Source organism: Corynebacterium gottingense (assembly GCF_007559235.1).
Taxonomy (GTDB): Bacteria; Actinomycetota; Actinomycetes; order Mycobacteriales; family Mycobacteriaceae; genus Corynebacterium; species Corynebacterium gottingense.
The window spans coordinates 113,761-139,687 of sequence record NZ_VMHH01000006.1; the positions used below are offsets into that span (position 1 = coordinate 113,761).

Genomic DNA, 25,927 nt, shown 5'->3' on the forward strand with positions numbered 1-25,927 from the left:
CGAACGTGTGGTCGAAAGTGGCTGCGGGGCGCTATCCTATGAGGCATGTTGCGTACGGACAAGCTTGTCGCAGTCATTTACTCTGCTGGCAAGGTATTTGAAAATTTGCGGTCAGGGCGGCTCGCGACCGCGGCTTTTTTGGAAAACGGCACAACCGACGGGATTACCTCGCGTGCCGACCTGCAGCTGTTACAAGATTTGCAGGCTGCTGCGCGAGTGACGTTGCGGATAAAACGTGGCCGCGAGACAATCGCAGCGACGCATGTCTGTGAGATTAATGCCGCAATGACGCGCTCGGCGGCCTTACATCCGGGTGAGCTGCGCCGCGAGGAGCAGCGCATTGGTGTGCGCACGGTCCACGGCGACCATATGCCCCCGGCTTTGGATATGGACGCGCTGCAATTGCTTATCGACGACACCGTGACCGGACCAAGCCCGACGCCTGCTGAGGCAGCACGGCTTTTCGTCGTATTGGCCAGGGCTCAGCCGTTCGAGGACGGTAACAAGCGGACCGCGATTTTGGCTGCGAACGCGCTCCTGCCTGACGGCATCGTGTTGGTGGTCCCGCACGATCGGGAGGGGAGCGGGGCCGTAGAGGCGCAATTCCACGACCTCCTGGCTCGTGCCTACGTCTGTGGTGACGAGGACGGCCACGCGATCGATGCCGTCGTCGAATTTATGCTGGCCCACCAAGCGGCCGAGGGGAAATAGCAGCGAACTGGCACGTGTTATTTCGCGCCCTGCTTATAGAGGTCCCACCCAGCACGGATCATCGGGATCTGCAGCGGGAGACGTGCGATGGCGCCGGCCTGCAGGTACCAGGGCTTGTTGCGCCACTGCCACGCCATGTTGAAGTTGGCCGGCCACACGGCGAGCAGGAGCGCTGCGGCGACGGCGCCGCCGGTCGCGCGCGTCTTCGCGTTGGCAAGCAGGGCTGCGGTAGCGAGTTCGGCCACGCCGGAGACGTAGGTGTAGGTCCGCGCGCTGCCCGGCAGCTGCTCGGGGACGATGCCGTCGAAGGACTCAGGCTTGACAAAGTGGAGCACGCCCGCGCCGCCGAGGACAGGGATGAGTGCTTTCTGCATCGTATTCATGTCTGCCACGCTACGCCGGTCACGCCCGCCGAGGGAAAGCCCTAGCTAGGGGAGGGGGTCGGATCTGGGCGTGGTTGTCGCCGTGGGTTCCTTCTTCCCCTTCTAGTGCGTATCGGCTATCGTTGGCAGCATTCAACCCCCGCGTGTAGTGCTCCCCGGCGGGGCGTTCCGGTCCCGGGAGACTGTAAGGAGGCAGCACCGTGAGGAATCTCCAACGCGGTGCAGCAGCACCGCCTATCGAAGCCACCGTGGAGATTGTGAATGGTCGCGGCACCTGTCCGGTATGTCGGAGGCGGGTCCAGGTGAACAAGGCAACCGGGCTTTTCCGACGCCACTGGCGCGAGGGCGGGGAGTGCCCGGGTGGGGCAAACATACGCATAGGGTTCGTCCCTGGTCGCAAAGGCGAAGTTATCCCGAGGCGAGCAGCAATGTCCCGCGAAGAACGCCGCACGGTTCGCGATGAATGGAACGCACGCCCCGTGACGCCAACCCGCGGAAAATCGGTCCTGGTGGAGTACACACCGCCGCCCGGCAGCGGCAAACGGCGGTAGCGGCGACGATACGTTATACATCGTCGAACTGTGCCTGTAATCTGCGGTGATAACTGAGACCATTACGCGCCAGGGGGGCAGTCGTCGAAGATCATCACTAAGCTAACAGCTCACCCTGACCCAGGAAGTCCACCACGTGGTCCCACTCTCACGCGGAGGAAGCCACGATTTCACCAACCTCATGGCCTTGTGCAAGCCCTGCCACTCACGAATATCTGCTCTCGACGGGGGATCGGGGAACATATCGTTACAGGTAGCCCTTAATCCACTCGGGCATGCTCGGATCGTCAACGTCCCATGACTCGATAAGTTTTTCGTCGCGTTCCCAGCTGTTCTCATGACCGTCGAAGAACTTGAATCGGTTGCACTTGTACTTGTGGACAGTGTCGCCCTCGAGCCGATACTCGTTCCAGTAGTAGTTCTGCTTGCCGTAGCCCTTCCACTCATTGGTGGTGTAGATCGTTGACATGGATACTCTTTCGTTTCCTGCCGCGACAACAGCGTAACGCGACGCTTAATAGTATCTAGCACTATACCGAAACCTCATCCTAACACCCCGGCTCCACCTTTTTCGTTTTCTGCCTGCCCAACACCCGGGCGGGCTTTCTTGTTGTTCGCTTTTGTGAAAGGAGCCCTCGCGTGTCTGTAGTGCGAAGTGCTGAGTCTGTGTGTATCGGCCATCTCGACAAGCGGTGCGATCTGATCGCAGACCACTTCCTCTCCCCTCGAATCGGTGGCACGCGTGGCCGTTGAGGTCATGGCTACGGGCAGGCGCACCACCACCATCCGGCCCCATTGCGCGCCTGCGCATGGGAAGCACTGCGTCGGGCCGGGTACAACCCGAACCGGTTCCTCATCTACGTGTGGGTGCGCCACCAATCCGCCGACACCGGCGCAGGCGTCACCAGCTCTCTCGAGGCGCGTGAGGGTGATGAGTCGGTGTATGCGAGCCTCGGGGCTGGCGACCAGGGCACCGTCTACGGGTACGCCACGAACAAGACCAGTCAGCGCCTGCCGCTGACGCTCGTACTCGCCCACGAGATCTGCCGCCGACTCGATGCGGCCCGCACCGACGGCACGATCCGTGGGATCGGCCCCGACGGCAAATCCCAGGTCAGCGTGGTCTACGACGAGCTGGGCACCCCCTCGGCATCGACACCGTGATTGTCTCGATCCAGCACGATGCGCACAAAGACACAGGCGTTCTTGAACGCGAGGTGCGCACACCGGTCTTCGCCCCGCGATCGAGGCTCACCTGCCCGAGGTCGCGGCTGAGCGCGTGCTGCTCAACTCGTCCGGTCGGTTCGTCACCGGTGGGCCCACCGCTGACATCGGGCTGACCGGACGCAAGCTCATGGTCGACACCTACGGTGGGCTCGGCCCGCACGGCGGTGGCGTGTTTTCGGGGGCTAGTTCATCATCGATCGGGGGCCTTTTGACCAGGCGGTCGAATGCGACTGACAGCGCACAGCATGCCACCTGCGCCGATGTGTGTGGCAGGGTTTTCTTCCAGCTCTGTCGCGCAGGACACTCCAGTAGGTTCGCCGGGCACTAGTCGAAGCTCACAACCTGACATGCACCTTCCTTCCAGAGCTCACACAGACCCCCAACTCGTCCAAGCCGGTTTGGTTAGTGCGCGTGATTTGCTCTATTTGTCAGTGCCGGACACGTTGTCTCAGCCGCTCCGAACCTGCCTCGTCCGACTGAACGCGCCAAGATCGCTGCGGCGAAGAAACACTTCAAAGCAATTAGTATTGATTACGCGAAGTCCTCGCCGAAGAATTGGAACGTGTAGGTACGCCGCACCCAACACACACCAACGGGGTGGGCCGGGGAAGTGGCCCACCCCGTTCGTGCATGCAGTGGATCTATCCCTGCAAGTCTGGGTGGTGTTACCGGCGGCACACACCGCCGGTGGTGCTACGCGACCGGGTACACCCCGTCCTCGCCCAAGCGGGCGTCCGCGTCCAACAGGAGCGCGATCTCACTGTCGTGGGTGTGGCCGTCGGCGAAACGGCGGTTGTGCACCTGCTCGAACAGGGCGGCGCGTCCGACCATGCCGGCCTCCAGGTGGCCGGCACCGGCGCGCAGTCGCTCGGTGGCGCGGGCCCGCCAGGCCTCGACGTCGCGGCCTTCGGCGGCGAGCGCTGCCTCGAACACGCCCGGGTGAGCGAGCACGACGAGCGCGCCGACGTGGCCGAAGCCCAGCGAGGTCAGCGCCGCTGCCTTCACCGCGCCCTCGCCAAGGTCGAGGGTGTCACGTAGCCAGACCAGGTTGGTGGCCTTCGGCGCAATGAGCGGGTCGACGCAGTCCAGCGACGCGTTCTGCGGCAGGCGGCCGGTGCGCAGCACCTCGAGCAGTCCGCCGATCTGGAACAGGGCAGCGCCTGCTTTGGCGTGACCGGTGAGCGACTTCTGAGAGATGACGTACATCGGCGCGTGTGGGTCGCGGCCGGCCGCGGGCCAGAGCAGGGAGTGCAGCTCGGATTCGTTCGGGTCGTTGGCGTTGGTGGAGGTGTCGTGCTTGGAGATGACGTTGACGTCGTCAAGCGAAAGCCCGAGCGAGGTGATGCTGCGGGTCAGGCGCGAGTGCTCGCCACCGCAGGCTGCGGCGAGCACGCCCAGGCCCGGTGCCGGGATGGAGGTGTGCGCGCCATCGCCGAAGGAATCGGCGTAGGCCACCACCGCATGTACCGGCAGCCCCAGCTCCGCGGCGAGCGAGCCGCGTACCACCAGCAGTGTGCCGCCGCCCTCGCCCTCTAGGAAGCCGCCGCGACGGCGGTCGTTCGCGCGAGAGATGAAGCGGTCGTCGATGCCCTGCGCGGTCATCTTCGCGGTCTCGGCGGTAGCGTTCATGTCGCCGAAGCCCTGGAGCGACTCGACCTGGACATCGTCGATGCCGCCGGCGACGACGAAGTCAGCCTTGCCCAGAGTGATCTTGTCCACGGCCTCCTCCACGGACACCGCCGCGGTGGCGCAGGCGGCGACCGGGTGGATCATGGAGCCGTAGCCGCCCACCAGCGACTGCATCACGTGCGCGGCCACCACGTTCGGCAGAGCCTCCTGCAGGATGTCGGACTGGCGCTCCTCGCCGATAAAGCGGGAGACAAAGACCTGGTGCAGGGACTCCATGCCGCCGATGCCGGTGCCCTGAGTGGATGCCACATCCGCCGGGTGGATCGCGCGCAGCAGCTCAACAGGGGTGAAGCCCGCGGAGATGAACGCGTCGACTGCGGTGACCAGATTCCACACCGCGATGCGGTCCATGTTGTCCACCATCTGGGCGGGGATGCCCCACCTGGCGGGGTCGAAGCCCTCCGGCATCTGGCCGGCCACAGAGCGGCTCAGCGTCGCCTTGCGCGGCAGCTGCGCGGTGGCACCTGCCAGGCGGGTGACCTGCCACTCGCCGTCGGTGCAGGTGATGTGGGTCTTATCCGGGTCAGCCTCGGCGAACTCACGCGCCTCTGCTTCGTTCGCCACGGTGAAGGTGACGTCGCGGTCTAAGAAGACCTCGGTGAGATCGATGGAGCCGCCGTCGGTGAGGAAGTACTTATCGCTCAGGCGGCGCACGCCGGCGCGCGCGATGACCTCGTCGCGGAAGCGGTCCGCGATATCCTCCTCGGCCACCTCCTGGCCGTCGGCGTCGTACCAGCCCGGGGTGGGGTCTTCCGCCCAGCGGACAAGGCCCGTCATCCAGGCGAGCTCGAGCACGCCAGCGGCGGTGAGCTCGACCGCGCCGTCGCGCTGGATGCCGTACTCGGCCTCCGTGCGCGTGCGGCCAGAGCCCCAGGAGGAAACCTCGCCGATACCCGCGATGACGATCATGTCGTCCAGCGGGCAGGTGACCTCGCCGAGCTGGCCGATCGCCGAGCCGTCCGGCTGGGCGGGGTTGGCCACGTTCGGCAGCGCCTTGATGCGCGGGGCGTCGGATGCAGTGCTGGTCTCCTGCGCCGCGGCAGTCTCGATGTTCGCCTCGCGAGCGAGCTCCGCGATGGACACGCCAGAGTCTGCGAGCCCACCGGTGAGATCCAGGTTCAGCGGGTGCTCCTGCGCCTTCGCGCGCGAGGTGGCGCTTGCCAGGCCCATGAGTTTTGAGGAGATCTCCTCCGGATCCCAGACATGGATGCCGGCTTCGCGGGCGGCGGGGATGAGGACGTCGTTGCCGCCCATGAGGTGCGTGCCCGCAACCCAACCGATGCGCGCCTGGGCGAGGGTAACCCCCTCGGGCCAACCGGTCTCGGCGTGCCACTTGTTCACGATCGCGTCGAGCGCGGCCTTGACCTCGCCGTACGCGCCGTCGCCGCCGAAGGTGCCGCGGTTCGGCGAGCCCGGCAGCACGATGTGCGCGCGGGTGGGCACGTCCGCATCCTGCGCGAGGCGTGCAAGTCCGGCGATGGTGCGCTCCAGCGACCAGAGTAAAAGCCTTGCCTGCGTTTCGGTGTTGCCGCCGACCTCTGCCAGCGACCCGGAGACACCAGGCGCGGCAAACGGGAAGGCGAGCGTGGGGACCAGGGCGGGCTTGACCAGCTTGACCTCGTTGCCCACGGTCTCGCGCTGGGCAGAGCCGATCCAGTCGATGAGCGTATCGACGTCGCGGTAGGACGACAGGTTCGCCGGCACCAGCCAGAGGGCCGCGCCGGGCGTGCCGTGGTCGCGGAAGAGCGTGCGCGCGAACTCCTTGCGCGCCTGGGTGATCCGAGATGCCGTCATGATCACGGTCGCACCACCTTCGAGCAGGCGCTCGACCAGGGCGGTGGCGATGGAGCCAGGCGCGGCGCCGGTGACAAGCGCGACGTCGTCTGCGTACTCGAGCTGTGGGGTGGCAAGCGCGTTGGCCGCGATTTCCTCCAGGACTTTGCGTGGTGCGCCTGCGGTGTGCGCGGCGTACCAGCGGGCCTGGTCGGCGATGGTTTGCCCGGTGCCGGTGAAGCGCTCGGGCGCGAAGCGGGAGGTGTTTTCGCCGGTGTCGCCGGTGACGATGCGCGCGAGGTCCTCGCGGGCCTGGGCCCAGCGGTCGTCGAAGAGGATGGCGCGACGCGCGTCGAAGACGGGGGAGACCTGCGAGACCCAGTTCGTGCCGAGCTCGGCCTCAATGGTGTCGAGCACGGTGCGGGCCTCGGCGGCTGCCTCGGCGTCGGCGGAGGTGTCCGCGGGGGCCGTGTCCACGCCGAGCTTGTCCAGCAGGGTTCGCGCGGTGGCCACCAGCGTGTCGGCAACCTCCTCGCGATAGGCGTCCAGCGCGGCGGAGTCGACGACCCCGCCACCGGAGGACGCCGCGGCAGAGGCCTTGGCGACTTCCTGGTTGTGGTTGGCGGCGACGAGTTCGACGGCGGCGTCGAGAAGCGTGGCGACCTCCGCCTTCGAGCTGGCCTGCGGCAAGGTGGCAAGGGTGCCGCCGCGGACCGAATCTTCCTCGCGGGTGCCCAGCAGGACGGCGGCCTCGACGTGCGGGACCCAGCTCGCGGGCAGCGCCCAGGTGCCGGTCACGTAGTCGGCGACGTGGGAAGGCGCCAGGCTCGCGGCGCCGAGGACCTGTCGCAGGCGCGCGCCGATCGCCTCGGTGAGCACGGAGCCGAAGGGGGCGTAGCTGGGTGCTGCGGTGTTCACGCGCTCGCGCAGGGTGACCACGTCGGCTTCGGCGGCACCGTCGATGGCGGGCACACCGAGCTCCGCGGACATATCCATGAGCAGCTGGTTACGGCGCGAGGAGACGCCACCGGTGAGCTCCTCGATGGTGTCTGCGTCCGTGATCTGCTCGGGGCGGATCTTGTTCTGGAATGCAAACAGCACGCCAATCGCGTCGGCGGCGCTAAACGGCAGGTCGGAAGCGGGTTGGGCAGTAGCGGCTGCCGGTGCCGCAGGCGCAGCCGGTGCGGGCTCGGCAGGCGCGGTGTCGGCCGGTGCTTCCGCCTCCGCTTCTGCTGCTTCCTCCGCTGCCTCCGGCTCAGGCGCTGCGACGGTGTCGCTGAGCGTGACCTGCTCCCAGTTCGCCTCCGCGTTGACCACCGGGATGTGGTGGCCGGTCACTGCCATCTCGCGCTTGGCCAGGTTGGTCAAAGTCGGTGCGGACGCCAGGCCGACCTCGATGGCCTGCTCGACGCGGGCGAAGATGAGGTCCTGAGTCTCAATCCAGCGCACTGGCGAGGCGAACTGCCAGGCCAACAGTTGGATCAGCAGGACGCGGGCGACGTCGGAACGGTCCATCGTGTCCGGATCGAGCGCAGCGAGTGCGTCCTGGGAGGCGCGGTCGTCGGCAGGCACTTCGGCGCGCACGGCGTCGATGAAGTCCTGCGTGAGCTCGAAGGGGCGCGCGACCAGGTTGGGTACGTAGCGGTGCTCGAGGGCGTCGACGTCGATACGCGCGGGCAGAAGCTCGTCGAGCTTGGCGGCGAAGTCGGCCACGCCGGAGCGCAGCACGCGCGAGTGGAAGGGCACGTCGATGCCCGGCACGGGCACGTAGGCGCGCTCGCGCACAGCGTTTGCGCGCTCGGCCAGGGCGGCAAGGCCGCGCTTCGTGCCGGCAACCGAGTACTGCTGGCCCTTGATGTTGTAGTTGACAATCTCGAGGAATTCGCCGGTATCTGCCGCCACCTGTGCGACGTAGTCGGCGACTTCCTCATCGGACACCCCGATCATGTTGGGGCGCAGCGCTCCTATGCCGTAGTCGGAGTTGCCGTCTGCATCGCGCGGGACCAGCGAGCCCATGGAGGAGCCGCGGGAGTAGACCACGTCAATGACGGATTCCAGGTCGAAGATGTTGCCCAGCGAGGCGAGCGCGGTGTACTCGCCCAGCGAGTGACCCGCGTACATGGCACCGGTGGCCAGCGCGCCCGCATCCCGCAGGCGGGTGGTCTGCGCGTACGCGACCACGGCGAGCGCTACCTGCGTGAACTGCGTCAGGTGCAGCACGCCGTCGGGGTGCTTGAACACTTCGCCGCGCACGGTGATTTCGGTCGGGTTGGCGTCCACGATGCGCTGGATAGAAAAGCCCAGGTTTTCGCGGGTGTGCGCATCGGCGCGTCGCCAGATCTCGCGGGCGGCGGGGCTGGCCGCGCGGTCGCCGGCGCCCATGCCCTCGGACTGGATGCCCTGGCCCGGGTAGAGGTAGGCGGTGGCCGGCTGCGCGAGCAGTGCCTGGCCTCGCGAGACGACCTCGCCGCCGATACGGCAGGTCACCTCAAGCGCGGGCTGGATGCCGGCGCGGCCGACGCGCTCGACGGTCAGCTCCACCTCATCGTTCAGTTGCACCATGCCGTACATGGAGTAGGTCCAGCCGGTCACGCGCCCGTGGCGCCCCGCGAGGTGCTGTGCGGTGGCAGACAGCCACATGCCGTGCACCAGGGGTGCGCTCAGGCCGACGAGCCCTGAGGCGTTGTAGGAGGAGTGGATCGGGTTGTAGTCGCCCGAGACCAGGGCGAAAGGCGTCATGTCGGAAGGTGCGGTGACGGTCGCGCGGTCGACGAAGGAGCGCGGGGTCGCCTCGATTACGGCCTCGACGCCGCCGTACTCCGGTGCGGCACTCGGCGGGGTGGTCGTCGCCGCCCGGCCGCGGATGGCAAAGCGGTGCATCTGCTTCACGACGGCGCGCTCACCGTCCTCAATACGCAGCTCAACCGTGACGATGCGCCCGGAGACCGACTCCTCGATGCCGCTGCACCAGGAGGTAACGGCGAGTTCGCGCCCGTCGGCAAGCGCCTGCAGGTCCGTGCCAGGTGCAAGCGCGATAAGGTGGTCGAGGTGGACGGCGTTGAGCAGGCCCTCGATAACCGGGAAGCCGTCGGGCAGGGTGGCGGAGCCGAGCGCGGTGTAGATCGCCGGCCAGCACGGGCCGACCAGCGCGTCGGGCGTGCCGTCGGGGACATTGGTGCCTAAAGCGGCGCCGGTGACCGCGGTGTGCGCCTGGAGTAGGGAAGCGGGCAGGTGGAAGCTGGTGCGCGCAAGACCGAAGGGGTGCGCCTCGTTTGCGGAGCCCGCGATGATCGACGGCAGCTCGGTGATCTCATCGCCGGCCTCGGAGACCGAGCCCACGCCGGCCAGGCCCGCGAGCAGGTCGAAGACGGCCTTGGGCAGGCGCGCGTCGTCGACCACGGGGGAGGCGCCGGTGTGCACGCCCTCGGGCAGGTTGATCGGGATGGTCACGTCGCGCACGTAGAAGGGACGCTGGTTCTCCGGCAGATCGTCCCAGTAGGAGTCGGTGTGGATGCGTATGGCCAGCCCGCTGTCGCAGGTGTCGTCGCCGGAGAAATCGTGGATGATCTCGAAGCTGGCGTCGTCCATGGTGTAGGCCGGGTTGTCCATCAGGTGCCCGTGCCAGAACAGGGTTGGGGCCGCGCGCAGGTAGTCCTCGACGCTGGTGGCGTCGGCGAGGCGGGCGAAGCGGTCGGTGGGGGTGACGTCGGCGTCGAGAAGCGCCTGCGTCGTGGCGGCCTCGAAGCGGCCGAGCAGCTCTGCGACCGGCTCGTTCTTGCGGGTAATGCCAGCTACCGCGACCGGGCCGGGGATAATGCGGACCTCGTCGGCGTCATAGCGCGGATCCTGCGCCTGCCAGAGCGTGTCCTTGCCAAACCACATCTTCAGGTCACCGTCGATCGCCGGGACCCACGGCATGGGCTTGGGATACGCGTAGTGCAGGGAGATCCACCATGCGGCATCGCGCGGGGAGACATGAATCTCGCGGGCCTGCGGGTAGGCCTCGATGAGGCGGGCAGATGCCTCGTGCGGATCCTGCGGGCCGTCGGCGAACTGGCTTTCAATTTCGCCGCTATCCTGCGGCGCAAGGCGCGCCTCGATGCGGCGCAGCGTGGAGACAAAGCGGGCGTCCCACGAGGTGTCGATGAAGGGGTGGGCCAGCTCGATGAAGCGCTCAACCCACTCGGCATAGGTCATCTCCTCGATGTCGCCGAAGAACGGCTTGGAGGTCTTGGCCAGCGCGGCGATGATCTCCTCGCGGCGCTCCTGGTACTCCTCGGCCGGCATGTTGGTGATCAGACGGGCAGCCTTGGCAAAGGAGTTGTCCAGGTCGTGGATGTCGGCGAGCAAGTGGCTTTGCGACGACGCCACGCCGTTGCGCCCCGTCCCCCTGGATACCCAACCGTGGTTGTCCTCGGGGCTCAAACCCTTCGTGTTGACCAGCAGGTCCTTGACCGAATCGGTAGCTTTTGCTTCCTTGGTAGCCATCGCCACGGTGCCGAGGAAAACCGCGTCGACCGGCATATGCGGCATGTCGAAGCGCTGCGACCAGGCACCGGTGAGCAGCTCCGCGGCGCGCTCGGGCGAGTACACGCCGCCGCCGACGGTGAGGATTGCGTTGTCGTGCTCGCGGACCTGCGCGTAGGTTGCCACCAGCATGTCGTCCAGATCCACCCAGGAGTGGTGGCCGCCGGCATGGCCGTCTTCCACCATGAGGATCACCGGGACGTCGGGGTTGGCAGCGGCGATGGCGACCGCGTCGCGGACCTGGGTGGGCGTGCCCGGCTTGAACGCGATGTAGGGGAAGCCGTCGCTGCGCAGGCCATCGATGATCTCGGTGGCCTCGTCAACCTCCGGAATGCCCGCAGAGATGCACACGCCGTTAAAGGGTGCGCCGGCGGCGCGCGCCTTGGGCACCATGCGGGTCTGGCCGAAGTGCATGTTCCACAAGAAGCGGTCGAAGAACATGGTGTTGAACTGGGCACTACGACCCGGCGCGAGGTGCTCGGCGAGCGTGTCGCGGTGCTCGTTGAACACCTCTTCGGAGTACATGCCGCCGCCGGCCAGCTCGGTCCAGTAGCCGGCGTTGGCGGCCGCGGCGACGATCTCGCCGTCGGCCGAGGTGGGTGTCATGCCACCCAAGATGATGGGGGATAGGCCGGTGACCTGGGAGAAACGGGTCTGGGTGTAGACCTTGCCGTCCGGCAGGCGCACCAGGCGCGGGGCGAATTTCTCGTAGGAGACCGCCTCGGGGATCTCGGTGCCCGGGGTGGCAAGTGCGTCTCGGGCACGCGCGGAATCGGCGGTGATGACGGGTACACCAGAGCCTGCGACGAGCTTCGAAGTAATGCCGCTGAGCGCCGAGTCGAGCGAGACGACGTGCGTCGCCCCGCCTTCGAGCAGGCCGCGTACGGAGGCGGGCCAGTCGTGGCGGTCGACCAGGATGGCCTGCGCGAGCGCGCGCGGGGAGTGATCGCCTAAGTCCAGGCCGCACTGTTCGGCCCACTCGGCGGCCAGGTCGACGGCGCGGGTGTTGGCGTCGCTTACGTGGTGGAAGGGGTAGGCCACTGGCAGCTCATCGAAGATGGGGGTGAGCTCGGAGCCGCCGAACTCGGCTGCTTCCAGCTTGGCGTTGAAGGCTTCGGCGTGGCGCTCGATGGCCTCGCGGGCCCGTGCCAGCTCGGCGGGTTCGCCGGCGAGCACCGCGTGGCGCGGGCCGTTGACCACGGACAGGAGTGATTCCGCGCCGTGCTCGGCGAGCAGGTCGGTGAGCAGGGGCACCGGGATGCCGCGCACGCTGAGCATCCGCGGGGCCGTGTCGCGCGCGCCGTAGGCGGTCGAGGCGGCAGCGCCAAGGATGAGTGCGAAGGCGAGCGCGTGCTCCGGGTGCTTGACCGCGGCCACGCCGAGCGCGCCCTGGGAGTGCCCGGCGAGGTGGACGTTGTCGTTGTCTACCTCCAAGCCGAGGTCGCGCAGGTGCTGGACCGCAGCGAGCTGGGCGAGCACGATGCCGGGTACCGAGACCGCCGGGTGCGCGTCCACGGGCAGTGTCGCGACGTTGTCGTCGGCGTTTAGGAGTGCGCCGAGTCGGTCGACCGCACCCGGCACGGCAGAGGCGAGGGGGCGGGCGACGGGGCCGATGAGGGTAAGCGCGGCGTCGAGAAGCGAGCGCAGCGTCACGCGCGCGGTGGGCGAGGCGGCATCGGCAAGGGTGCGCTGCCAGTCGCTGCCCTGGCCCTGGAAAACGAGTGCGGGGTGGGCGGAATTAAGCGCGACAATCGGATTGAGAGTCATGAATTCTCCTTGCGTGCTGGGCGGCGGGTTACAGCGGCATGTTGCCGTGCTTGCGGGCGGGGCGGGCGACAATCTTGTCGCGATAGAGGCGCAGGTTGGCGGCGATCGCGTCGCGGGTCTCCGAGGGCAGGATCACCGCGTCGATGAGCCCGCGCTCGGCGGCGTTGTAGGGGTTCAAGATGGTGTCCTCGTACTCGCGCTCGAAGCTGGCGATCAGCTCGGCGAGCTCCTGCTCTTCCATCCCGGATTCGCGCGCGGCCTTGATCTCCTTGCGGTTGATAAACCCGACGGCACCGGCCGCGCCCATCACCGCGATCTGCGCGGTGGGCCAGGCGAGGTTCACGTCCGCGCCCAGGCCCTTCGAGCCCATGACGCAGTACGCGCCGCCGTAGGCCTTGCGCATGGTGACGGTGATCTTTGGCACGGTCGCCTCGCCGTAGGCGTAGAGCAGCTTCGCGCCGCGGCGCAGGATGCCGCCGTACTCCTGGCCCGCGCCGGGCAAAAACCCAGGCACGTCCACCAGCATGACGATGGGGATGTTGAAGGCGTCGCAGGTGCGCACGAAGCGGGCGGCCTTCTCGGAGGAATCGATGTCCAGGCAGCCGGCGTAGACCTGCGGCTGGTTCGCCACAACGCCGACCACCTCGCCGTCGATGTGCGCGAACGCGGTGACCACGTTTTCGGCGCGCTGCTCCATAAGCTCGAGGTATTCGCCGTCGTCGGCAAGCTCGGCGATCACCTCGCGCACGTCGTAGGGGGTGTTGGGGGAGTCGGGTATGAGCCCGTCGAGTGTGTCGCATGGCGGCGCGTCTTCGTCCCCGGCCACGCGTGCCACCCGCTGTCGGCTATTGGCGGGCAGGTAGCCCACCAGGTCGACGACCCAGTCCAGCGCCTCCTGGTCCGTCTCGGCGACGTAGTGGCAGTTTCCAGCGGTGGCCATGTGCGTCCACGCCCCGCCGAGCTCCTCCTGGCTGATCTCCTCACCGGTCACGGTTTTGATCACGTCCGGGCCGGTGACAAACATCTTGGAGGACTTATCCACCATCACCACGAAATCGGTGAGCGCGGGTGAGTACGCGTTGCCACCGGCGCAGGCGCCAAGGATGACCGAGATTTGTGGGACAACGCCGCTGGCCTGCACGTTCTGATAGAAGGTCTGCGCGATCCAGTCGAGCGAGACGGCACCGTCCTGGATGCGCGCGCCTGCGCCCTCGTACAGACCGATGAGCGGGCGGCCGGTGGTGACGGCCAGCTTCTGGATCTTGATCATCTTTTCGCCGTAGACCTCGCCGAGCGCGCCACCGAAGACGGTGCCGTCCTGGGAGAAGATGCAGACCTCGCGGCCGTCGATGGTGCCCCAACCGGTGACGATGCCGTCAGTGACCGGGCGCTTGGCGTGCATCCCGAAGTCGTGGGTGCGGTGGCGGGCAAGCATGTCGGTTTCCACGAACGATCCCTCGTCCAGGATGTAGTCGAGCCGCTCGCGAGCGGTGAGCCGGCCGGCGTCGCGCACTTTCGCGTGCGCTTGTGCGCCCATGGGGGCATGGGCCTCGGCGCGGCGTGCGCGCAGGTCGTCGAGTTTCTCAGCCGTAGTCTGCGGGCTGGTGCGCGTGGAGGGTGGGATCTTCGCTGAAACTGTCATGCGAAGAAGCATATGCGTTTGTGTGGATAATTAGCTAGACAAAATGAGTGGAGTCTACGCTTTGGTAAGTTTTGTGAGGCAAACTTTCGGGCTTACGGTGGGAGAACGCCTCACTGTGAGTTTCGTCACGATCGTCGCCGGAAGGAGTCCGCACATGCACATCGGCACCGACCTCGTCCACATCCCCACGTTCCGCGCGCAGCTCGCCACACCCGGGACCACCTTCGCCCGCGCATTTACCGACCGCGAACTGCGCGACTGCGCCACCAAACCCGACCGCGACGCCTCACTCGCCGCCCGCTGGGCCGCCAAAGAGGCCTACATCAAAGCGTGGGGTTCCAGCCGCTTCGGCCAGCCACCCGCGCTCGAGGCCTTCGACTTTCGCCAGCTCGAAGTGCTTCTCGACGCCCACTCGCGCCCCACCCTCGCGCCCTCCCCACAGCTTGCTGCCGCCGGTGCCCCGAAGGTCGCGTCGCTTTCACTGAGCCACGACGGCGACTACGCCACTGCCACGTGCTTGGTAGTCACCGCTTAAACTCGGTGGCATGACTGTAAAGGACCTCGCCCGCATCCAAGACGCCGTCGCCGACTATTGGCCGAAGGTGCGCTACGTCGAGACCACCGGCTCCACCAACGCCGACATGGTGAAAGACGGCGAGGCCGGGATGGTGCTCATCGCCGATGAGCAGACCGCGTCCAAGGGGCGCCTGAATCGCACGTGGGTCACGCCGAAGGGCGCGCAGCTGGCCATGAGTATGGTCATCGACGCAGGCCAAGACCCCAACCACTTCGGACTGCTTTCCATCGCCCCGGGCGTGGCGGTGACCGACGTCGTGCCGCAGGCGCGCCTGAAGTGGCCGAACGACGTGCAGATCGGTGGCAAGAAGATCGCGGGCATCCTGTCCAACTTGGCGCTGCCGAACGTGGTTGTGGGCATCGGTATCAACGTCAACTTCCGTGAAGAGCAGTTGCCCGTCGACACCGCGACCGCGCTCAACCTCGAGGGCATCGACGTGGATTTCGACGACTTCACCATCGAGATCCTCCGCGCCATGGGCCACCGCCTCGGCCAGTGGCAGGACCGCGACCCGCAGCTGCTCGCCGATTATCGTAAGGTCTGCTCCACGATCGGCCAGACGGTGCGCATGGAGTTGCACGACCGCGATGTGCACGGCCGCGTCGACGGCGTCAATGACAATGGCGAGGTCATCATCGACGGCACCGCGTACTCCGTCGGCGATGTGCATCACCTGCGCCCGAAACAGTAGCCTGGTCGCATGTCAAGAAAGGTGCGGTTTCAGACGAGCAAAGACGAGCAGGTGCTTGTCGACGTCTGCGCCCCCCTTTCCTCCCTCACCTTCCCCCTGATGGAACTCATCGTGATTACAGGCGTGGCCTGGATCGCGATCGGTTGGATGGACGTAACACCCAACGTTGACCCGGCGCTGCGCAACCTGGTCGTCCTCGCGTGGGCGTTGTTGGCGCTGTGGCGTTTTGTTGCGCCGCTGGTGAGTTCCCGTCGGCGCCGCTTCATCCTCACGGACCGCCGTATCCTCGCGCGCGGGCGCCGCGGCGCGGTCGACTCCATCCCCCTGGAACAGGTCCACTCCGCCCGCCGCGTCAAGGGCGGGATTTCGGTAGCGGTCTACGGCTACGACCGCCCGCTTCTCTTCGAGCAGGTGGGCAAGGCGCGCGCCGTCGACAAGGCGCTGCAGAAAGCGCTCGCGGGCCAGCTGCGCTAACGCTTCCGGTACACGAAATACATGATTGGTCCCAACAGCGGGACCAGCAGCACAACGAGAAGCGACACCACGCCCGATTTCGTCGTGTGCTCGTCGCGCGCAATGCACACGAGCGCCGCGACTGCCAGCACAAACGCCAGCGCTGTCAGCCCCCACAACGCGTAGTCGATCGGTTCCGGCACCAGCGGTGAAGAAGCGCTACCCATTAATCTGCGCGCCCTTGATCTCCGTGTCGTGCAGCTGGCTGTCCAGGTCCTCCGGCGTGAGGTCGCTCTGCTGGAACTCGGCGGTGACCGGTAGGTGGAGGTCCATGTCGGTGCCGGGGCACAGCTCGATGCGGGCCTCGCGCACGGTGTAGTCGAGGACGTGTCCGCCGGAGGTGCGCTCGTCGTCGATGAAGTGGACGTGGCAGCCCGGCACGCTGATGCCCTTGGCGTAGGCGGGGGTGCGGAAGCCGCCGATGATGCCGGTGACGTTTTCGAAGTGGTGCTCGGCGTCGTCGTTAATTGCTTCGGTCATGGGGCGGTAGGGCTTTTCCTGCTTGCTCACGGTGCGGGTGACCACCTTGTCGAAGGTGCCGGTGATGCGCACGGCGTAGAAGAAGTTGCGGCTGGGCTCGAGCGAGTCGACGAACGCGGACAGTTCGCCGCGGCGCATGCCCTGTGGCGCGTCGACGGTGATGCGCGGCACGAAGTTCGTCACCACCGTAAACGGGGTGCGCTGGTCGAGGTCGGCGATGCGCGCCTTGCCGTCGCTGGTGAGCTGGTAGCAGACCCCGTCGAGGATAATCATCTCGCCGTCGAGCGCATCGAAGGTGCCGAGGCCGAAGTTGCCTTTGGACAGGATGTCGCTGATGGTCAGCTCGCCGTCGTAAATGCCGTCGAGGAGTGCGGTCATAAGCGAGTTCTGGAAGATGGTGTGGCGGGAAAGCGCCTGATAATTCGAAGCCATAGCACCAGGGTAAGGTGAAGTGCGTGAAGGACGCACAACAAATGCCAACTGTCGTGGTCGTCGGTGACGGCCAACTCGCCCGCATGATGCACACCGAGGCCATCGAGCTCGGCCTGCGCACGCGCCTCCTCGCGGGAAGTGAGGATTCGTCGGCGGCGCAGGTCTTCGGTGATGTGCGCATCGGCGATTACACCAACCTGGAGGACCTCAAGGAGGTCGCGCACGGTGCGGCCGCGGTCACCTTCGACCATGAGCATGTGCCCAACGAGCATTTGGAGCAGCTTATCGACGCCAACGTGGCCGTCGAACCACGCCCCGAAGCCCTCATCTACGCCCAGGACAAGCTGGAGCAGCGCCGCAAGCTGGAATCGCTCGGTGTGCCGGTGCCTGACTACGCGCCGATCGACTCGGTGGATGCGGCGAAGTCATTCTGGGAGCGCCACGAGCACCGCGTGTGCCTGAAGACCACCCGCGGCGGCTACGACGGCAAGGGCGTGTGGTTCCCTGACTCGCTCGATGAATTCGTGGAGCTGGTGGGCGACATGCTCGACCAAGACATCGTGCTCTACGCCGAGGAGAAGGTCGACTTTGTCCGCGAGCTGTCCGCCATGGTAGCGCGCACCCGCTCCGGCGAGATGCGCGTGTGGCCGGTCGTGGAGTCGCGCCAGACCGACGGCATCTGCCACGTCGCGATCGCCCCGGCCCCGGACCTGTCGACGCAGCTGGCGCGCGAGTGCCAGAACCTGGCCAAACTCATCGCCCGCAAGCTCGACGTCACCGGTGTGATGGCGGTGGAACTGTTCGAGTACGAGACGAAGACCGGCACCGCCGTGTCCGTCAACGAGCTGGCCATGCGCCCCCACAACACGGGCCACTGGACGCAGGATGGCTGCCTGACCTCCCAGTTTGAGCAACACATGCGCGCCGTGCTCGACTGGCCGCTCGGCGAGACCGAAATGGTCGCCCCCGTCACCGTCATGGTCAACGTGCTCGGCGGCAAGGAAGATCCGGAGATGCCGATGGAGCGTCGCGTCAAGGAGGTCATGCTGCGCTACCCGGAGGCGAAGGTCCACCTCTACGGCAAGGACTGGCGCCCGGGCCGCAAGATCGGGCACGTCAACGTCACCGGCTACGACGTGGTGTCCACGCGCAAGCTCGCCGAGCACGCCGCACAGTTCCTGGTGACGGCGAGCTGGACGTAGGCTGGCGTCGAAAAGCGCTGCAACAAGAAAGGTTGAACCGATGACCGCACAGCAACCCCTCGTTGGCCTGATCATGGGCTCCGATTCCGACTGGGACACCGTCCAACCCGCCGCCGAGGTGCTCGCCGAGTTCGGCGTGCCCTTCGAAGTTGGCGTGGTGTCCGCGCACCGAACGCCCGACAAGATGCTCGCGTACGCGAAGTCGGCGCACGAGCGGGGCCTGCGCGCGATTATCGCCTGCGCTGGCGGCGCCGCCCACCTGCCCGGCATGGTTGCGGCCGCAACGCCGCTGCCGGTCATTGGCATCCCGCGCGCGCTGGACACGCTCGACGGCATGGATTCGCTGCTGTCCATCGTGCAGATGCCGGCGGGCGTGCCCGTGGCCACCGTCTCCATCGGCGGGGCGAAGAACGCCGGCCTGCTCGCCGCTCGCATCCTCGGCGCGGCCGATGCCGAGCTGCAGGCGAAGATGGTGCGCTACCAGGAGGACATGGCCGCCGCCGTGGAGAAGAAGGACGAGGCGCTGCGCAGCCGGTTGCTGGGTGAATAGCAGTCCCATCGTGGTGCTCGGGGCGCGCATTGTCGACGGTCGCCCCTCCCGCATGCTGACCCGCCGGCTCGTGGCCGCACTCGTGCGCTGGCGCACCGACGCGCGCGCCGGGGTAGAGCGCACCATCGTCGTCACCGGCCGCGGCGAGTCGGGCGTGATGGCGCGCTGGCTCGCCGAGCGAGGCGTACCCCGCGAACTGATCGTCGAGGAGCCTCACGCGACGTCGACGAACGAGAACCTGGAGAACTCCCGCGCGCTCTTCCCGCGCGCGTCGCGCCTGATCGTGGTGACCAGCAACTTCCACGTCCGCCGCACGCGCGTGTGGGCCTGGCACCTGGGCATTCCGGTGGAGATGGTGCCGGCGCGCACCCCGCGGCGCTCGCGGGCGAAGAACTATGCCCGCGAGGTCGTCGCGCTGCCGCACTCCGCCGCGCGCGTTGCTTGGCGACGCCTCGCGCACACCCTGGGCATCCCACCTAGATAGGGCGAGCGCTGGCCCCTTCGTTGTGGTGTGAGCGCTCTGCGATACCCTTAGGGGGTATACCCATCCTGGGTATGGCGCAGATACTTCGGTCTGAGGAGGGCCCTTTCATGACACGCACACCACTACGACGACGCATCATCGGCTTGGCTGCCATTGCACTGCTGGGGGCCGGTGCCGTCTCATGCGCAAGTCAAGGCGAGGAGGCCACCACCCCGCAGACCGACAAGGACGGTATCGAGGTGACAGCCGGGGCCGATCAGCCCGCAGAAGTCAACGGGGTGGACCTGCATTTTCTCGGGATGATGACACCGCACCACCAACAAGCCGTGGATATGAGCGACATCATCCTGGCCGCCGACGGCACCAGCGAAGCCACAGCGGACTTAGCTGAACGGATTAAAGTCGGGCAAGAGGAAGAGATCGACACCATGGTCGACTGGGCTGAGCAATGGGGCCAAGACGACCTGATGGCACAGCATGCACCGCATATTGCCAACGGCATGATTACGCCGGAACAGATGGAGCAGCTGAAAACACTTGAGGGCGAGGATGCAGACACCCTGTTCCTCCAGCTGATGCACTCCCACCACGAGGGGGCCGTTGCCATGACCCAAGACCAGATCGACAACGGCGGCTACCAGCCCCTCGTGGACCTGGCCCAGCAAATGCTCGACGTCCAAACCGCCGAGATGGACGAGATGGAACAGCTCCTCGAAGCCAGGGGCGAAAGCACCCTGACTGAGTAACCAGCACGGCGAAGCGGCTAGAGCCCGCCCGGCAGGCTGCGCAGCGTGACTCCGCGCTCCGCGGCGGCCTCGCCGAAGCGCTCCACAAAGTCCGCGGACCGCTTCCCGGAGGCGCAGTACACCACGACGTCTCCCGCACCGCGCAGCTCGTCGAGCAGCGCGATCGCCGCGTCCGGGTCCTCGCGCCACGCGGACGTGGGCAGGTGCGCGGATTCCTGCGGCAGGTCCTTGATCGCCTTCTCGCCGAGTTCGCGCACGTCGAGCGCGGTCGCTTCGCCGTCCGCGATCTGCGCGAGTAGCCGCGCCTTCTCGCCGTCGCCGTGCTGTGGCACCGCGCACGAGGCGGCCGGCGCGGCGTGGGCGTCCAGGCTCGTCACCAGCTCGCGCTCCGGGTCGGCCGCGACCTGGAAGCGCTTGAGGATGCCGGCGAGCGCTTCGTAGACGGTGAGCACGCCGATCTCCGCCTCGTCCATCCCGGCGAGGAGCTTGACGGCCTCGGTGGCCATGAGCCCGCCGACGACGGAGGTGGTCACACCGAGCACGCCCGCGGTGGCGCAGTCCGGGGTGTCCTCGGGCGCCGGGTGGGTGGGGTAGAGGTCGCGCAGGCCCACGCCGCGCATGTCCGGGCCGGAGTGCCAGACCGCGACCTCGCCGTGGAAGCGCAGCACCGAGCCCCACACCAGCGGGGTGCCGGTGAGTTCGGCGGCGTCGGCTGCGAGGAACTTCGTGGTGAACGTGTCGGAGCCGTCGATGACCAGGTCCACGTCGCGGAAATACTCGGCGGCGTTGGACGCGTCGAGTCGTTCGTTCAGGGCGTTGATGCGCACGTCGTCGCGGTGCCTGCGCAGCTGCTCGGCCGCTACCTCGACTTTGGGCCGGCCGACATCGGCGGCGCTGAACAGGATTTGGCGGTGGATGTTGGTGTCGTCCACGACGTCGTCGTCGATGACCGTGATCGTGCCGACGCCCGTCGCCACCAGCGACTGCATCACCGGACACCCGAGCCCGCCCGCGCCGATGACCAGCACGTGCGCGCGGTTGAGCGCCTCTTGGCCCGCCAGGCCGAAGCCCGGAAGCAGCGTCTGGCGCGCGGTGCGGCGCAGCTCAGCGTGGGGGAGGCTCATAGCACCTGGTCCTCCCAGCTCGCCAGGCCCGCAAAGCTTGACGACGCCACCGCGCCCTCCGCATGCGTCCGCCGCGGAATCCGGCCCGCGCCCCGCGCCAGGCGCCCCGCCTCCACCGCGTGGCGCATTGCCTGCGCCATGGCGACCGGGTCCTGGCAGCGGTTCACGGCACTGGCCAGCAGCACCCCGTCGCAGCCGAGTTCCATGGCGAGTGCGGCGTCGGAGGCGGTGCCCACGCCGGCGTCGAGAAGCACTGGCACTTGCGCGCGCGAGCAGATCAGCTCGATGTTATGCGGGTTGAGGATGCCGAGCCCGGTGCCGATCGGGGAGCCCAGCGGCATGACCGCGTGGACGCCGACCTGCTCGAGGCGCGCCGCCACCACGGGGTCGTCGGAGGTATACGCGAGGACGGTGAAGCCGTCGGCGACGAGGAGTTCGCAGGCGTCGACGAGCTCGACCACATCGGGCAGGAGCGTGTGATCGTCGGCGATGACCTCCACCTTCACCCAGTTCGTGCCGAGCGCCTCGCGCGCCAGCTGCGCGGTGAGCACCGCGTCGCGCGCCGTGCGGCAGCCCGCAGTATTCGGCAGCGGGTCGATCCCCAGGCGGGTGAGCATGTCGAAGACGCTCTCGCCGCCGCCGTCCGCGCGCGCCGTGTGCCGACGCATCGCCACCGTAGTCAACTGCGTCCCACTGGCCACGAGCGCGTCTTCCAGCAGCTGCTGGCTCGTCGCGCCGCCCGTGCCCATGATTAGGTGCGAGTCGAATGCCTTCTCCGCGATCTGCAGCACGGTTAGCCTCCTTGGACGGCGGTGAGGATGTCGGCCACGTCGGCGTCGTTAAGCATGAGGCCCCACTGGCTCGCGGGCACCACCTTGCCGTTGACGGCCACGGCGACCCCCTCGGAACGGCCCACCACCTCCTCGACGAGCTGCGCGACGGTGGGCGCGGCGTCGAAGGTGCGGGGTTGATCGTTGACAGTAATGCGCATGATGCTCCTTTACTCGTGGCGGGCGGGGTCGCACGCGGCGATGTCCACCGCCGTGGTGCGCCGAAGCCCAAGGTCAGCGCCGACGCGCGCGCCGAGCGCCGCCAGCAGAATGCCGTGCCGGAAGTAGCCGGTGGACACGACGAGGTTCTCGCCGCCGAGCCCCAGGTACGGCAGGTCGTCGGGCGTGCCGGGGCGGTTGCCCACGAGCGCCTCGATGAGTTCGCAGTCCTCGAGCCCGGGCACGATGCGGATCGCGTCGCGCAGCAGCGTGTACACCCCGTCGACGGCGGGCCGCTCGCGCGCGTCTTCGCGGCTGGTCGCGCCCACGGCGATCGTGCCGTCGGTGCGCGGAATGATGTAGACCGGCCGATCCTCCACAAACGCGCGGATCACGCGGCCCACCGGCGCGTTGGCGGCCCCGAGCCGCAGCATGTCGCCGCGCACCGGCCGCAGGTTCAGCGGCAAGCCGAGTGCGCGCGCCCCAAGCCCGTTGCACACGTAGGTCGTCGCGCCGAGCACTTTTCGCTTCTCGACGCCCACCTCAACCCCCACACACGCCGACCCCTCCCACAACAGCGCGGTCGCCTCCTCGCGAATCAGCGTGACGCCCCTGTACTCCAGCACGCGCAGCAGGGCAGCGGCGAACATCCGCGGGTTGACCTGGTGGTCGCCGGGGATCTCCACCACGCCCGCGAGCTGCGGACTAAGGCCCGGCTCCTGCGAGCGGGCCTGGCGCAGCGTCAGCCTGTCGACGTCCATCCCGTGCGTGTGCTGGTGCTCGGTCAGCTCGCGCAGGTGCGTGGCGTCGGCGCGGTCGGCGGCAACGACGAACGTCGACTCGGTGCGGTACCCCACGTCGGTGCCGGGGATGGCCGCCACGAGGTCCTTTACCAGCGACGGATACAGCTCCGCCGACTGCAGCATGAGCGGGTACAGCGGCTCCTGGCGGTACTGCACCTCGGCGGCCGGGGCGAGCATGCCGCCGGCCACGTTGGTCGCCCCGCTGGCGGGCGCCGGGTCCACGAGCGCGATGCGCTGCGGGTCCACGTCGCGCCGCACCAGCTCGAAGGCGGTGGTCAGGCCGATGATGCCGGCGCCGACGATGACGTGCTCGTAGGTGGTCACAGCGCACCGCCCGCAGCCACGCGGTCGAAGTCGGCCGCGATGCCCGCCGCCATCGCCCGCGGGTCGTCGGCGCGCATGAAGCCGCGCACGATCGCCACGCCGGCCACACCGGTGGCGGCGAGGTCGGCGGCGTCGGAGGCATGCACATCGCCGATTGCCACCACCGGCAGCCGCGACGCCTCCACGAGCGCCGGGTACCCGTCAAGCCCGATCGGGGCGCGGCCCGAGTCCTTCGTGGGCGTGGGGCGGAACGGGCCCGCGCCGATGTAGTCGATCACGCCTGCGTACTCGTTGGCCTCCTGCACCAGGTCGAGGGTCCCAGTGGTCAGGCCGATGATGGCGTCGGGGCCCAGCAGCGCGCGGGCGTCGCGCGGGTCCATGTCGTCCTGGCCGATGTGTGCGCCGTGGATGTGGTGGGTGGGCATGAGGCGGGCGGCGAGGTGGACGTTGTCGTCGATAAGCACGCGCGTGGCGGGGTTGGCTTGAGCGACGGCGTCGGCGACCGCGCAGGCCAGCGACTCGAGCGTGGACTCTTCGATGGGCTTGCTGCGCACCTGGATCACGCCCGCGCCACCCGCGGCCGCTAGCGCGGCGATGCGCGGGACCTCCTCGGCCGGCTGCCCGGTGACGAAGTAGCAGCGCAGGTCGAGCGGTCTAGACATCGCGGATCACCCACGCGCGGTCGGCCTGGTCGAAGAAGTCGAGCTCGTAGCGCGAGGCGACGGCGCAGGCGCGCACCGCGGCGTCGAGCGCGTCCGGGGCGTCCGCAAGTGTGCGCTCGCAGCGGTCGATTGCGCCGCGCACCGACGCGAGGAACTCGTCGCCGGCGTAGGTGGCCAGCCAGTCGCGGTACGGGTGCGCGTCGTGGTTGCGCTCGGCAAGGCGCGCGCCGACCTCGTAGTACAGCCAGTAGCAGGGCAGCACCGCGGCCTGTCCAATCGCCGCGGGCTCGCCGAGCGTGGAGGCCAGCAGGAAGTCGGTGTACGCACGCGTGACCGGCGACGGCAGCGTCTCGCGGTCCAGGTCGGCGAGCCACGTGCGCTGCATCTCTTGCTCGTCGGCGATCGCCTCGTCGGCATCCGAAGCCCACGCCCCGCCGAGCGCGTGCAGGGAGCGCGCGTACCTCACCAGGTAGTACGCGTCCTGCTCGAGGTAGAAGAGGAAGCCGGCGCGGTCCAGGGTGCCGTCGCCGAGCGCGCGGATGAACGGCAGCTCCATGATGGCGGTGAGGTACGGCGCCGAGGCGTCCCACAGCGCCTGGGTGTAGGGGCCTGCCGGTGCGGCGAGGGGAGGGGTTGGTGGGGCGTCGATAAGCAAAAAGTGCTCGGGGCGCGTATCAGCCGCGCGCTGCATGCGACGGTTCATGTGCCCATGGTCGACGGGGCCGTGCCCGCGGCCGACGGCGAGCGCATCGGCGTGCGCGATCGCCTCGTGCAGCCAGCGCGACGCCCACTCGGTCGCCGCCGGGGTGTCAAAGCCGGCTCCCAGTCGCGTGGCCAGCGCCGAGGAGAACGAACAGCCGGTGCCGTGCGTATTCTTCGTGTCCACGCGCTGCACGGGCACGCGGTGCACGCCATCGGCGGTGACCACGGCGTTATCCGCGTGCGCGCCGCCTAGGTGGCCGCCCTTGACAATGACGGTCGTGCCCAGCTCGCGCGCCAGCCCCTGCGCCTGCGCGATCGCCGCGTCGAAGTCGGCGGCGGGCTCCGCGCCGGCAAGCACGGCCAGCTCAGGCAGGTTCGGGGTGATCACGTCGGCGAGCCGCGCCAGCTCGCGCAGCGCCGCTTCAGCATCGCGCGTAAGCAGCCTATCGCTTGACGACGCCACCATCACCGGATCCAGCACCACCCTGCACGTTTGCGCGTGCGCGGTGAGAAAGTCGCGCACCACATCAATGATCTCGGTGGTGCCCAGCATGCCGATCTTGATCGCGTCGATGTCCACGTCGTCCGCGACGGAGCGCAGCTGCGTGCGCAGGAACTCGACCGGCGGGGCGAAAATCTCCTGCACGCCGGTGGTGTTCTGCGCGACCAGCGAGGTCACGACGCTATATGAGTACCCGCCGGCGGCCTGGATCGACTTGATGTCGGCCTGGACTCCGGCGCCGCCGGTCGGATCGGTGCCGGCAATAGTGAGGATGCGGGGCAGTGCGGGCGCAGCGTGCATGGGGACAATCCCTTCGCTAGTTCGAGCTAGTGCAGGTTCGACGGGTCTGATCTCAGCCCCTCGCTCGGGGCACCCCGTGTCACACTGGCGACGCTAGCACAGCCCCCGCGCCGCTAGAACGGCAGGTTGAACGTGGGCAGCTCGATGCCCAGGACCGGCGCGGCGAAGTACAGCCAGCCGACGGCCAGCGCAGCGACGAGCGCGACGAGACCGAGCAGCATCGCGGCGACGTCGAGCTCCTTGCCCACGGTGACGTCGGTGTCCTGGGTTTCCTCCGCGGCCGGCTGCTCTTGCTGCGCTTGCTCGCCGGAATCGGCGGTGCCGTCGGCGGCGACGTCGACGTTGACGACGACCTCGTCGCCCTCGCCCTGCTCCACGCTCACCGGCTCGCCGTTGACGGTCACGCCCATCTCGCCGGCGCCCTCCTGTGCGAGGGCCGGCTGCGCGGCGGCGATCATGGCGGTGGAAGTTGCTGCGGCGATAAACGCCCTGGTTGCTCGTTTCATAGCATCAGTTGTAGCACTTTCCTGTGCGCGCGCTGCCTTGAAACCCCGAAACCTTATTAGACGTTGAAAA

Annotated in this window: 24 protein-coding genes and 1 riboswitch; of the genes, 11 read left to right on the forward strand and 13 right to left on the reverse strand. The window is 67.8% G+C overall.

All coding sequences use genetic code 11. From position 1 onward, the window contains the following. Positions 1 to 45: 45 nt before the first annotated feature. A complete protein-coding gene (locus FPH17_RS08255) occupies positions 46 to 711 on the forward strand; it encodes a Fic family protein (protein WP_154879756.1) in 666 nt (221 codons plus the stop codon). A gap of 17 nt (positions 712 to 728) precedes the next feature. Here the strand turns inward: FPH17_RS08255 and FPH17_RS08260 are convergent, their stop codons facing one another. Further along, complete coding sequence (locus tag FPH17_RS08260) at positions 729 to 1,094, reverse strand: DoxX family protein (RefSeq protein WP_154879758.1); 366 nt, start codon at positions 1,092 to 1,094, stop codon at positions 729 to 731. A gap of 666 nt (positions 1,095 to 1,760) precedes the next feature. Between FPH17_RS08260 and FPH17_RS08265 the strand changes: the two genes are divergently transcribed. Continuing rightward, a complete protein-coding gene (locus FPH17_RS08265) occupies positions 1,761 to 1,946 on the forward strand; it encodes an HNH endonuclease (protein WP_238397188.1) in 186 nt (61 codons plus the stop codon). Here FPH17_RS08265 and FPH17_RS08270 read toward each other — a convergent pair. Next, positions 1,893 to 2,114, reverse strand: coding sequence for a hypothetical protein (locus FPH17_RS08270; RefSeq protein WP_154879760.1), 222 nt, complete (start codon positions 2,112 to 2,114; stop codon positions 1,893 to 1,895). The genes FPH17_RS08265 and FPH17_RS08270 overlap by 54 nt on opposite strands. A gap of 326 nt (positions 2,115 to 2,440) precedes the next feature. Between FPH17_RS08270 and FPH17_RS12105 the strand changes: the two genes are divergently transcribed. Both FPH17_RS12105 and FPH17_RS12235 read left to right on the forward strand, forming a co-directional pair. Then, positions 2,441 to 2,809, forward strand: coding sequence for a hypothetical protein (locus FPH17_RS12105; RefSeq protein WP_238397054.1), 369 nt, complete (start codon positions 2,441 to 2,443; stop codon positions 2,807 to 2,809). A 190-nt stretch (positions 2,810 to 2,999) separates the two neighbouring features. Beyond that, on the forward strand, positions 3,000 to 3,200 hold the full coding sequence (locus tag FPH17_RS12235) for a hypothetical protein (RefSeq protein WP_414437247.1): 201 nt from the start codon (positions 3,000 to 3,002) through the stop codon (positions 3,198 to 3,200). A gap of 365 nt (positions 3,201 to 3,565) precedes the next feature. On the opposite strand, the gene FPH17_RS08280 is transcribed toward FPH17_RS12235, so the two are convergent. Both FPH17_RS08280 and FPH17_RS08285 read right to left on the reverse strand, forming a co-directional pair. Next, entirely contained in the window at positions 3,566 to 12,628 is a 9,063-nt protein-coding gene (locus FPH17_RS08280; protein ID WP_154879762.1) for a type I polyketide synthase, read from the reverse strand. A gap of 28 nt (positions 12,629 to 12,656) precedes the next feature. Next, on the reverse strand, positions 12,657 to 14,270 hold the full coding sequence (locus tag FPH17_RS08285; protein ID WP_154879764.1) for an acyl-CoA carboxylase subunit beta: 1,614 nt from the start codon (positions 14,268 to 14,270) through the stop codon (positions 12,657 to 12,659). A 154-nt stretch (positions 14,271 to 14,424) separates the two neighbouring features. Here FPH17_RS08285 and acpS point away from each other — a divergent pair, with 154 nt between their 5' ends. From acpS to FPH17_RS08300, 3 genes are read left to right on the forward strand one after another with little or no spacing between them, the layout of a single operon-like run. Continuing rightward, complete coding sequence (gene acpS, locus FPH17_RS08290) at positions 14,425 to 14,805, forward strand: holo-ACP synthase AcpS (RefSeq protein ID WP_154879767.1); 381 nt, start codon at positions 14,425 to 14,427, stop codon at positions 14,803 to 14,805. Between the two features lie 10 nt (positions 14,806 to 14,815). Beyond that, positions 14,816 to 15,538 carry a biotin--[acetyl-CoA-carboxylase] ligase gene (locus FPH17_RS08295; RefSeq protein ID WP_154879769.1) on the forward strand — a complete coding sequence of 241 codons (723 nt, stop codon included), beginning with the start codon at positions 14,816 to 14,818 and terminating at the stop codon, positions 15,536 to 15,538. Positions 15,539 to 15,547: 9 nt separating this feature from the next. Next, positions 15,548 to 16,012 carry a hypothetical protein gene (locus FPH17_RS08300; RefSeq protein ID WP_154879771.1) on the forward strand — a complete coding sequence of 155 codons (465 nt, stop codon included), beginning with the start codon at positions 15,548 to 15,550 and terminating at the stop codon, positions 16,010 to 16,012. Here the strand turns inward: FPH17_RS08300 and FPH17_RS08305 are convergent. Both FPH17_RS08305 and budA read right to left on the reverse strand, forming a co-directional pair. After that, entirely contained in the window at positions 16,009 to 16,218 is a 210-nt protein-coding gene (locus FPH17_RS08305) for a PLDc N-terminal domain-containing protein (protein ID WP_154879774.1), read from the reverse strand. The two genes, FPH17_RS08300 and FPH17_RS08305, sit on opposite strands and share 4 nt — an antisense overlap. Next, the gene (gene budA / locus FPH17_RS08310; protein WP_095537149.1) at positions 16,211 to 16,963 is read right to left on the reverse strand and encodes an acetolactate decarboxylase; all 753 of its coding nucleotides are present in this window, start codon (positions 16,961 to 16,963) and stop codon (positions 16,211 to 16,213) included. Before budA ends, FPH17_RS08305 begins: the two co-directional genes overlap by 8 nt. Before the next feature lie 41 nt (positions 16,964 to 17,004). Here budA and FPH17_RS08315 point away from each other — a divergent pair, with 41 nt between their 5' ends. The 4 genes from FPH17_RS08315 (at position 17,005) to FPH17_RS08330 (ending at position 19,945) form a co-directional block, all read left to right on the forward strand. Beyond that, entirely contained in the window at positions 17,005 to 18,165 is a 1,161-nt protein-coding gene (locus FPH17_RS08315; protein ID WP_154879831.1) for a 5-(carboxyamino)imidazole ribonucleotide synthase, read from the forward strand. Between the two features lie 40 nt (positions 18,166 to 18,205). Then, positions 18,206 to 18,715 carry a 5-(carboxyamino)imidazole ribonucleotide mutase gene (gene purE / locus FPH17_RS08320; protein WP_095537147.1) on the forward strand — a complete coding sequence of 170 codons (510 nt, stop codon included), beginning with the start codon at positions 18,206 to 18,208 and terminating at the stop codon, positions 18,713 to 18,715. Then, positions 18,708 to 19,199, forward strand: coding sequence for a YdcF family protein (locus FPH17_RS08325; protein WP_244288089.1), 492 nt, complete (start codon positions 18,708 to 18,710; stop codon positions 19,197 to 19,199). The genes purE and FPH17_RS08325 overlap by 8 nt, the downstream gene beginning before the upstream one ends. A 107-nt stretch (positions 19,200 to 19,306) precedes the next feature. Continuing rightward, positions 19,307 to 19,945 carry a DUF305 domain-containing protein gene (locus FPH17_RS08330; RefSeq protein WP_167496798.1) on the forward strand — a complete coding sequence of 213 codons (639 nt, stop codon included), beginning with the start codon at positions 19,307 to 19,309 and terminating at the stop codon, positions 19,943 to 19,945. A gap of 17 nt (positions 19,946 to 19,962) precedes the next feature. Here the strand turns inward: FPH17_RS08330 and FPH17_RS08335 are convergent, their stop codons facing one another. The 7 genes from FPH17_RS08335 to FPH17_RS08365 all read right to left on the reverse strand — a co-directional run bounded on the left by FPH17_RS08335 (position 19,963) and on the right by FPH17_RS08365 (position 25,857). Then, positions 19,963 to 21,069: a ThiF family adenylyltransferase gene (locus FPH17_RS08335; protein WP_154879781.1), complete on the reverse strand. Its 1,107-nt coding sequence runs from the start codon at positions 21,067 to 21,069 to the stop codon at positions 19,963 to 19,965. Next, positions 21,066 to 21,860, reverse strand: a complete 795-nt coding sequence (locus tag FPH17_RS08340) for a thiazole synthase (RefSeq protein ID WP_154879784.1) — start codon at positions 21,858 to 21,860, stop codon at positions 21,066 to 21,068. Before FPH17_RS08340 ends, FPH17_RS08335 begins: the two co-directional genes overlap by 4 nt. A gap of 2 nt (positions 21,861 to 21,862) precedes the next feature. Further along, entirely contained in the window at positions 21,863 to 22,060 is a 198-nt protein-coding gene (gene thiS, locus FPH17_RS08345) for a sulfur carrier protein ThiS (protein WP_154879786.1), read from the reverse strand. Between the two features lie 9 nt (positions 22,061 to 22,069). Further along, positions 22,070 to 23,185: a glycine oxidase ThiO gene (thiO, locus tag FPH17_RS08350; RefSeq protein ID WP_154879789.1), complete on the reverse strand. Its 1,116-nt coding sequence runs from the start codon at positions 23,183 to 23,185 to the stop codon at positions 22,070 to 22,072. Continuing rightward, positions 23,182 to 23,847 (reverse strand): thiamine phosphate synthase, encoded by a 666-nt coding sequence (locus tag FPH17_RS08355; protein ID WP_154879792.1) that lies wholly within the window; start codon positions 23,845 to 23,847, stop codon positions 23,182 to 23,184. Before FPH17_RS08355 ends, thiO begins: the two co-directional genes overlap by 4 nt. After that, on the reverse strand, positions 23,840 to 25,351 hold the full coding sequence (locus FPH17_RS08360; RefSeq protein WP_154879794.1) for a bifunctional hydroxymethylpyrimidine kinase/phosphomethylpyrimidine kinase: 1,512 nt from the start codon (positions 25,349 to 25,351) through the stop codon (positions 23,840 to 23,842). The genes FPH17_RS08355 and FPH17_RS08360 overlap by 8 nt, the downstream gene beginning before the upstream one ends. Next, positions 25,342 to 25,438: riboswitch (TPP riboswitch) on the reverse strand. (Overlaps the previous gene by 10 nt.) Positions 25,439 to 25,464: 26 nt before the next feature. After that, positions 25,465 to 25,857: a hypothetical protein gene (locus FPH17_RS08365; RefSeq protein ID WP_154879796.1), complete on the reverse strand. Its 393-nt coding sequence runs from the start codon at positions 25,855 to 25,857 to the stop codon at positions 25,465 to 25,467. Positions 25,858 to 25,927 lie beyond the last annotated feature (70 nt).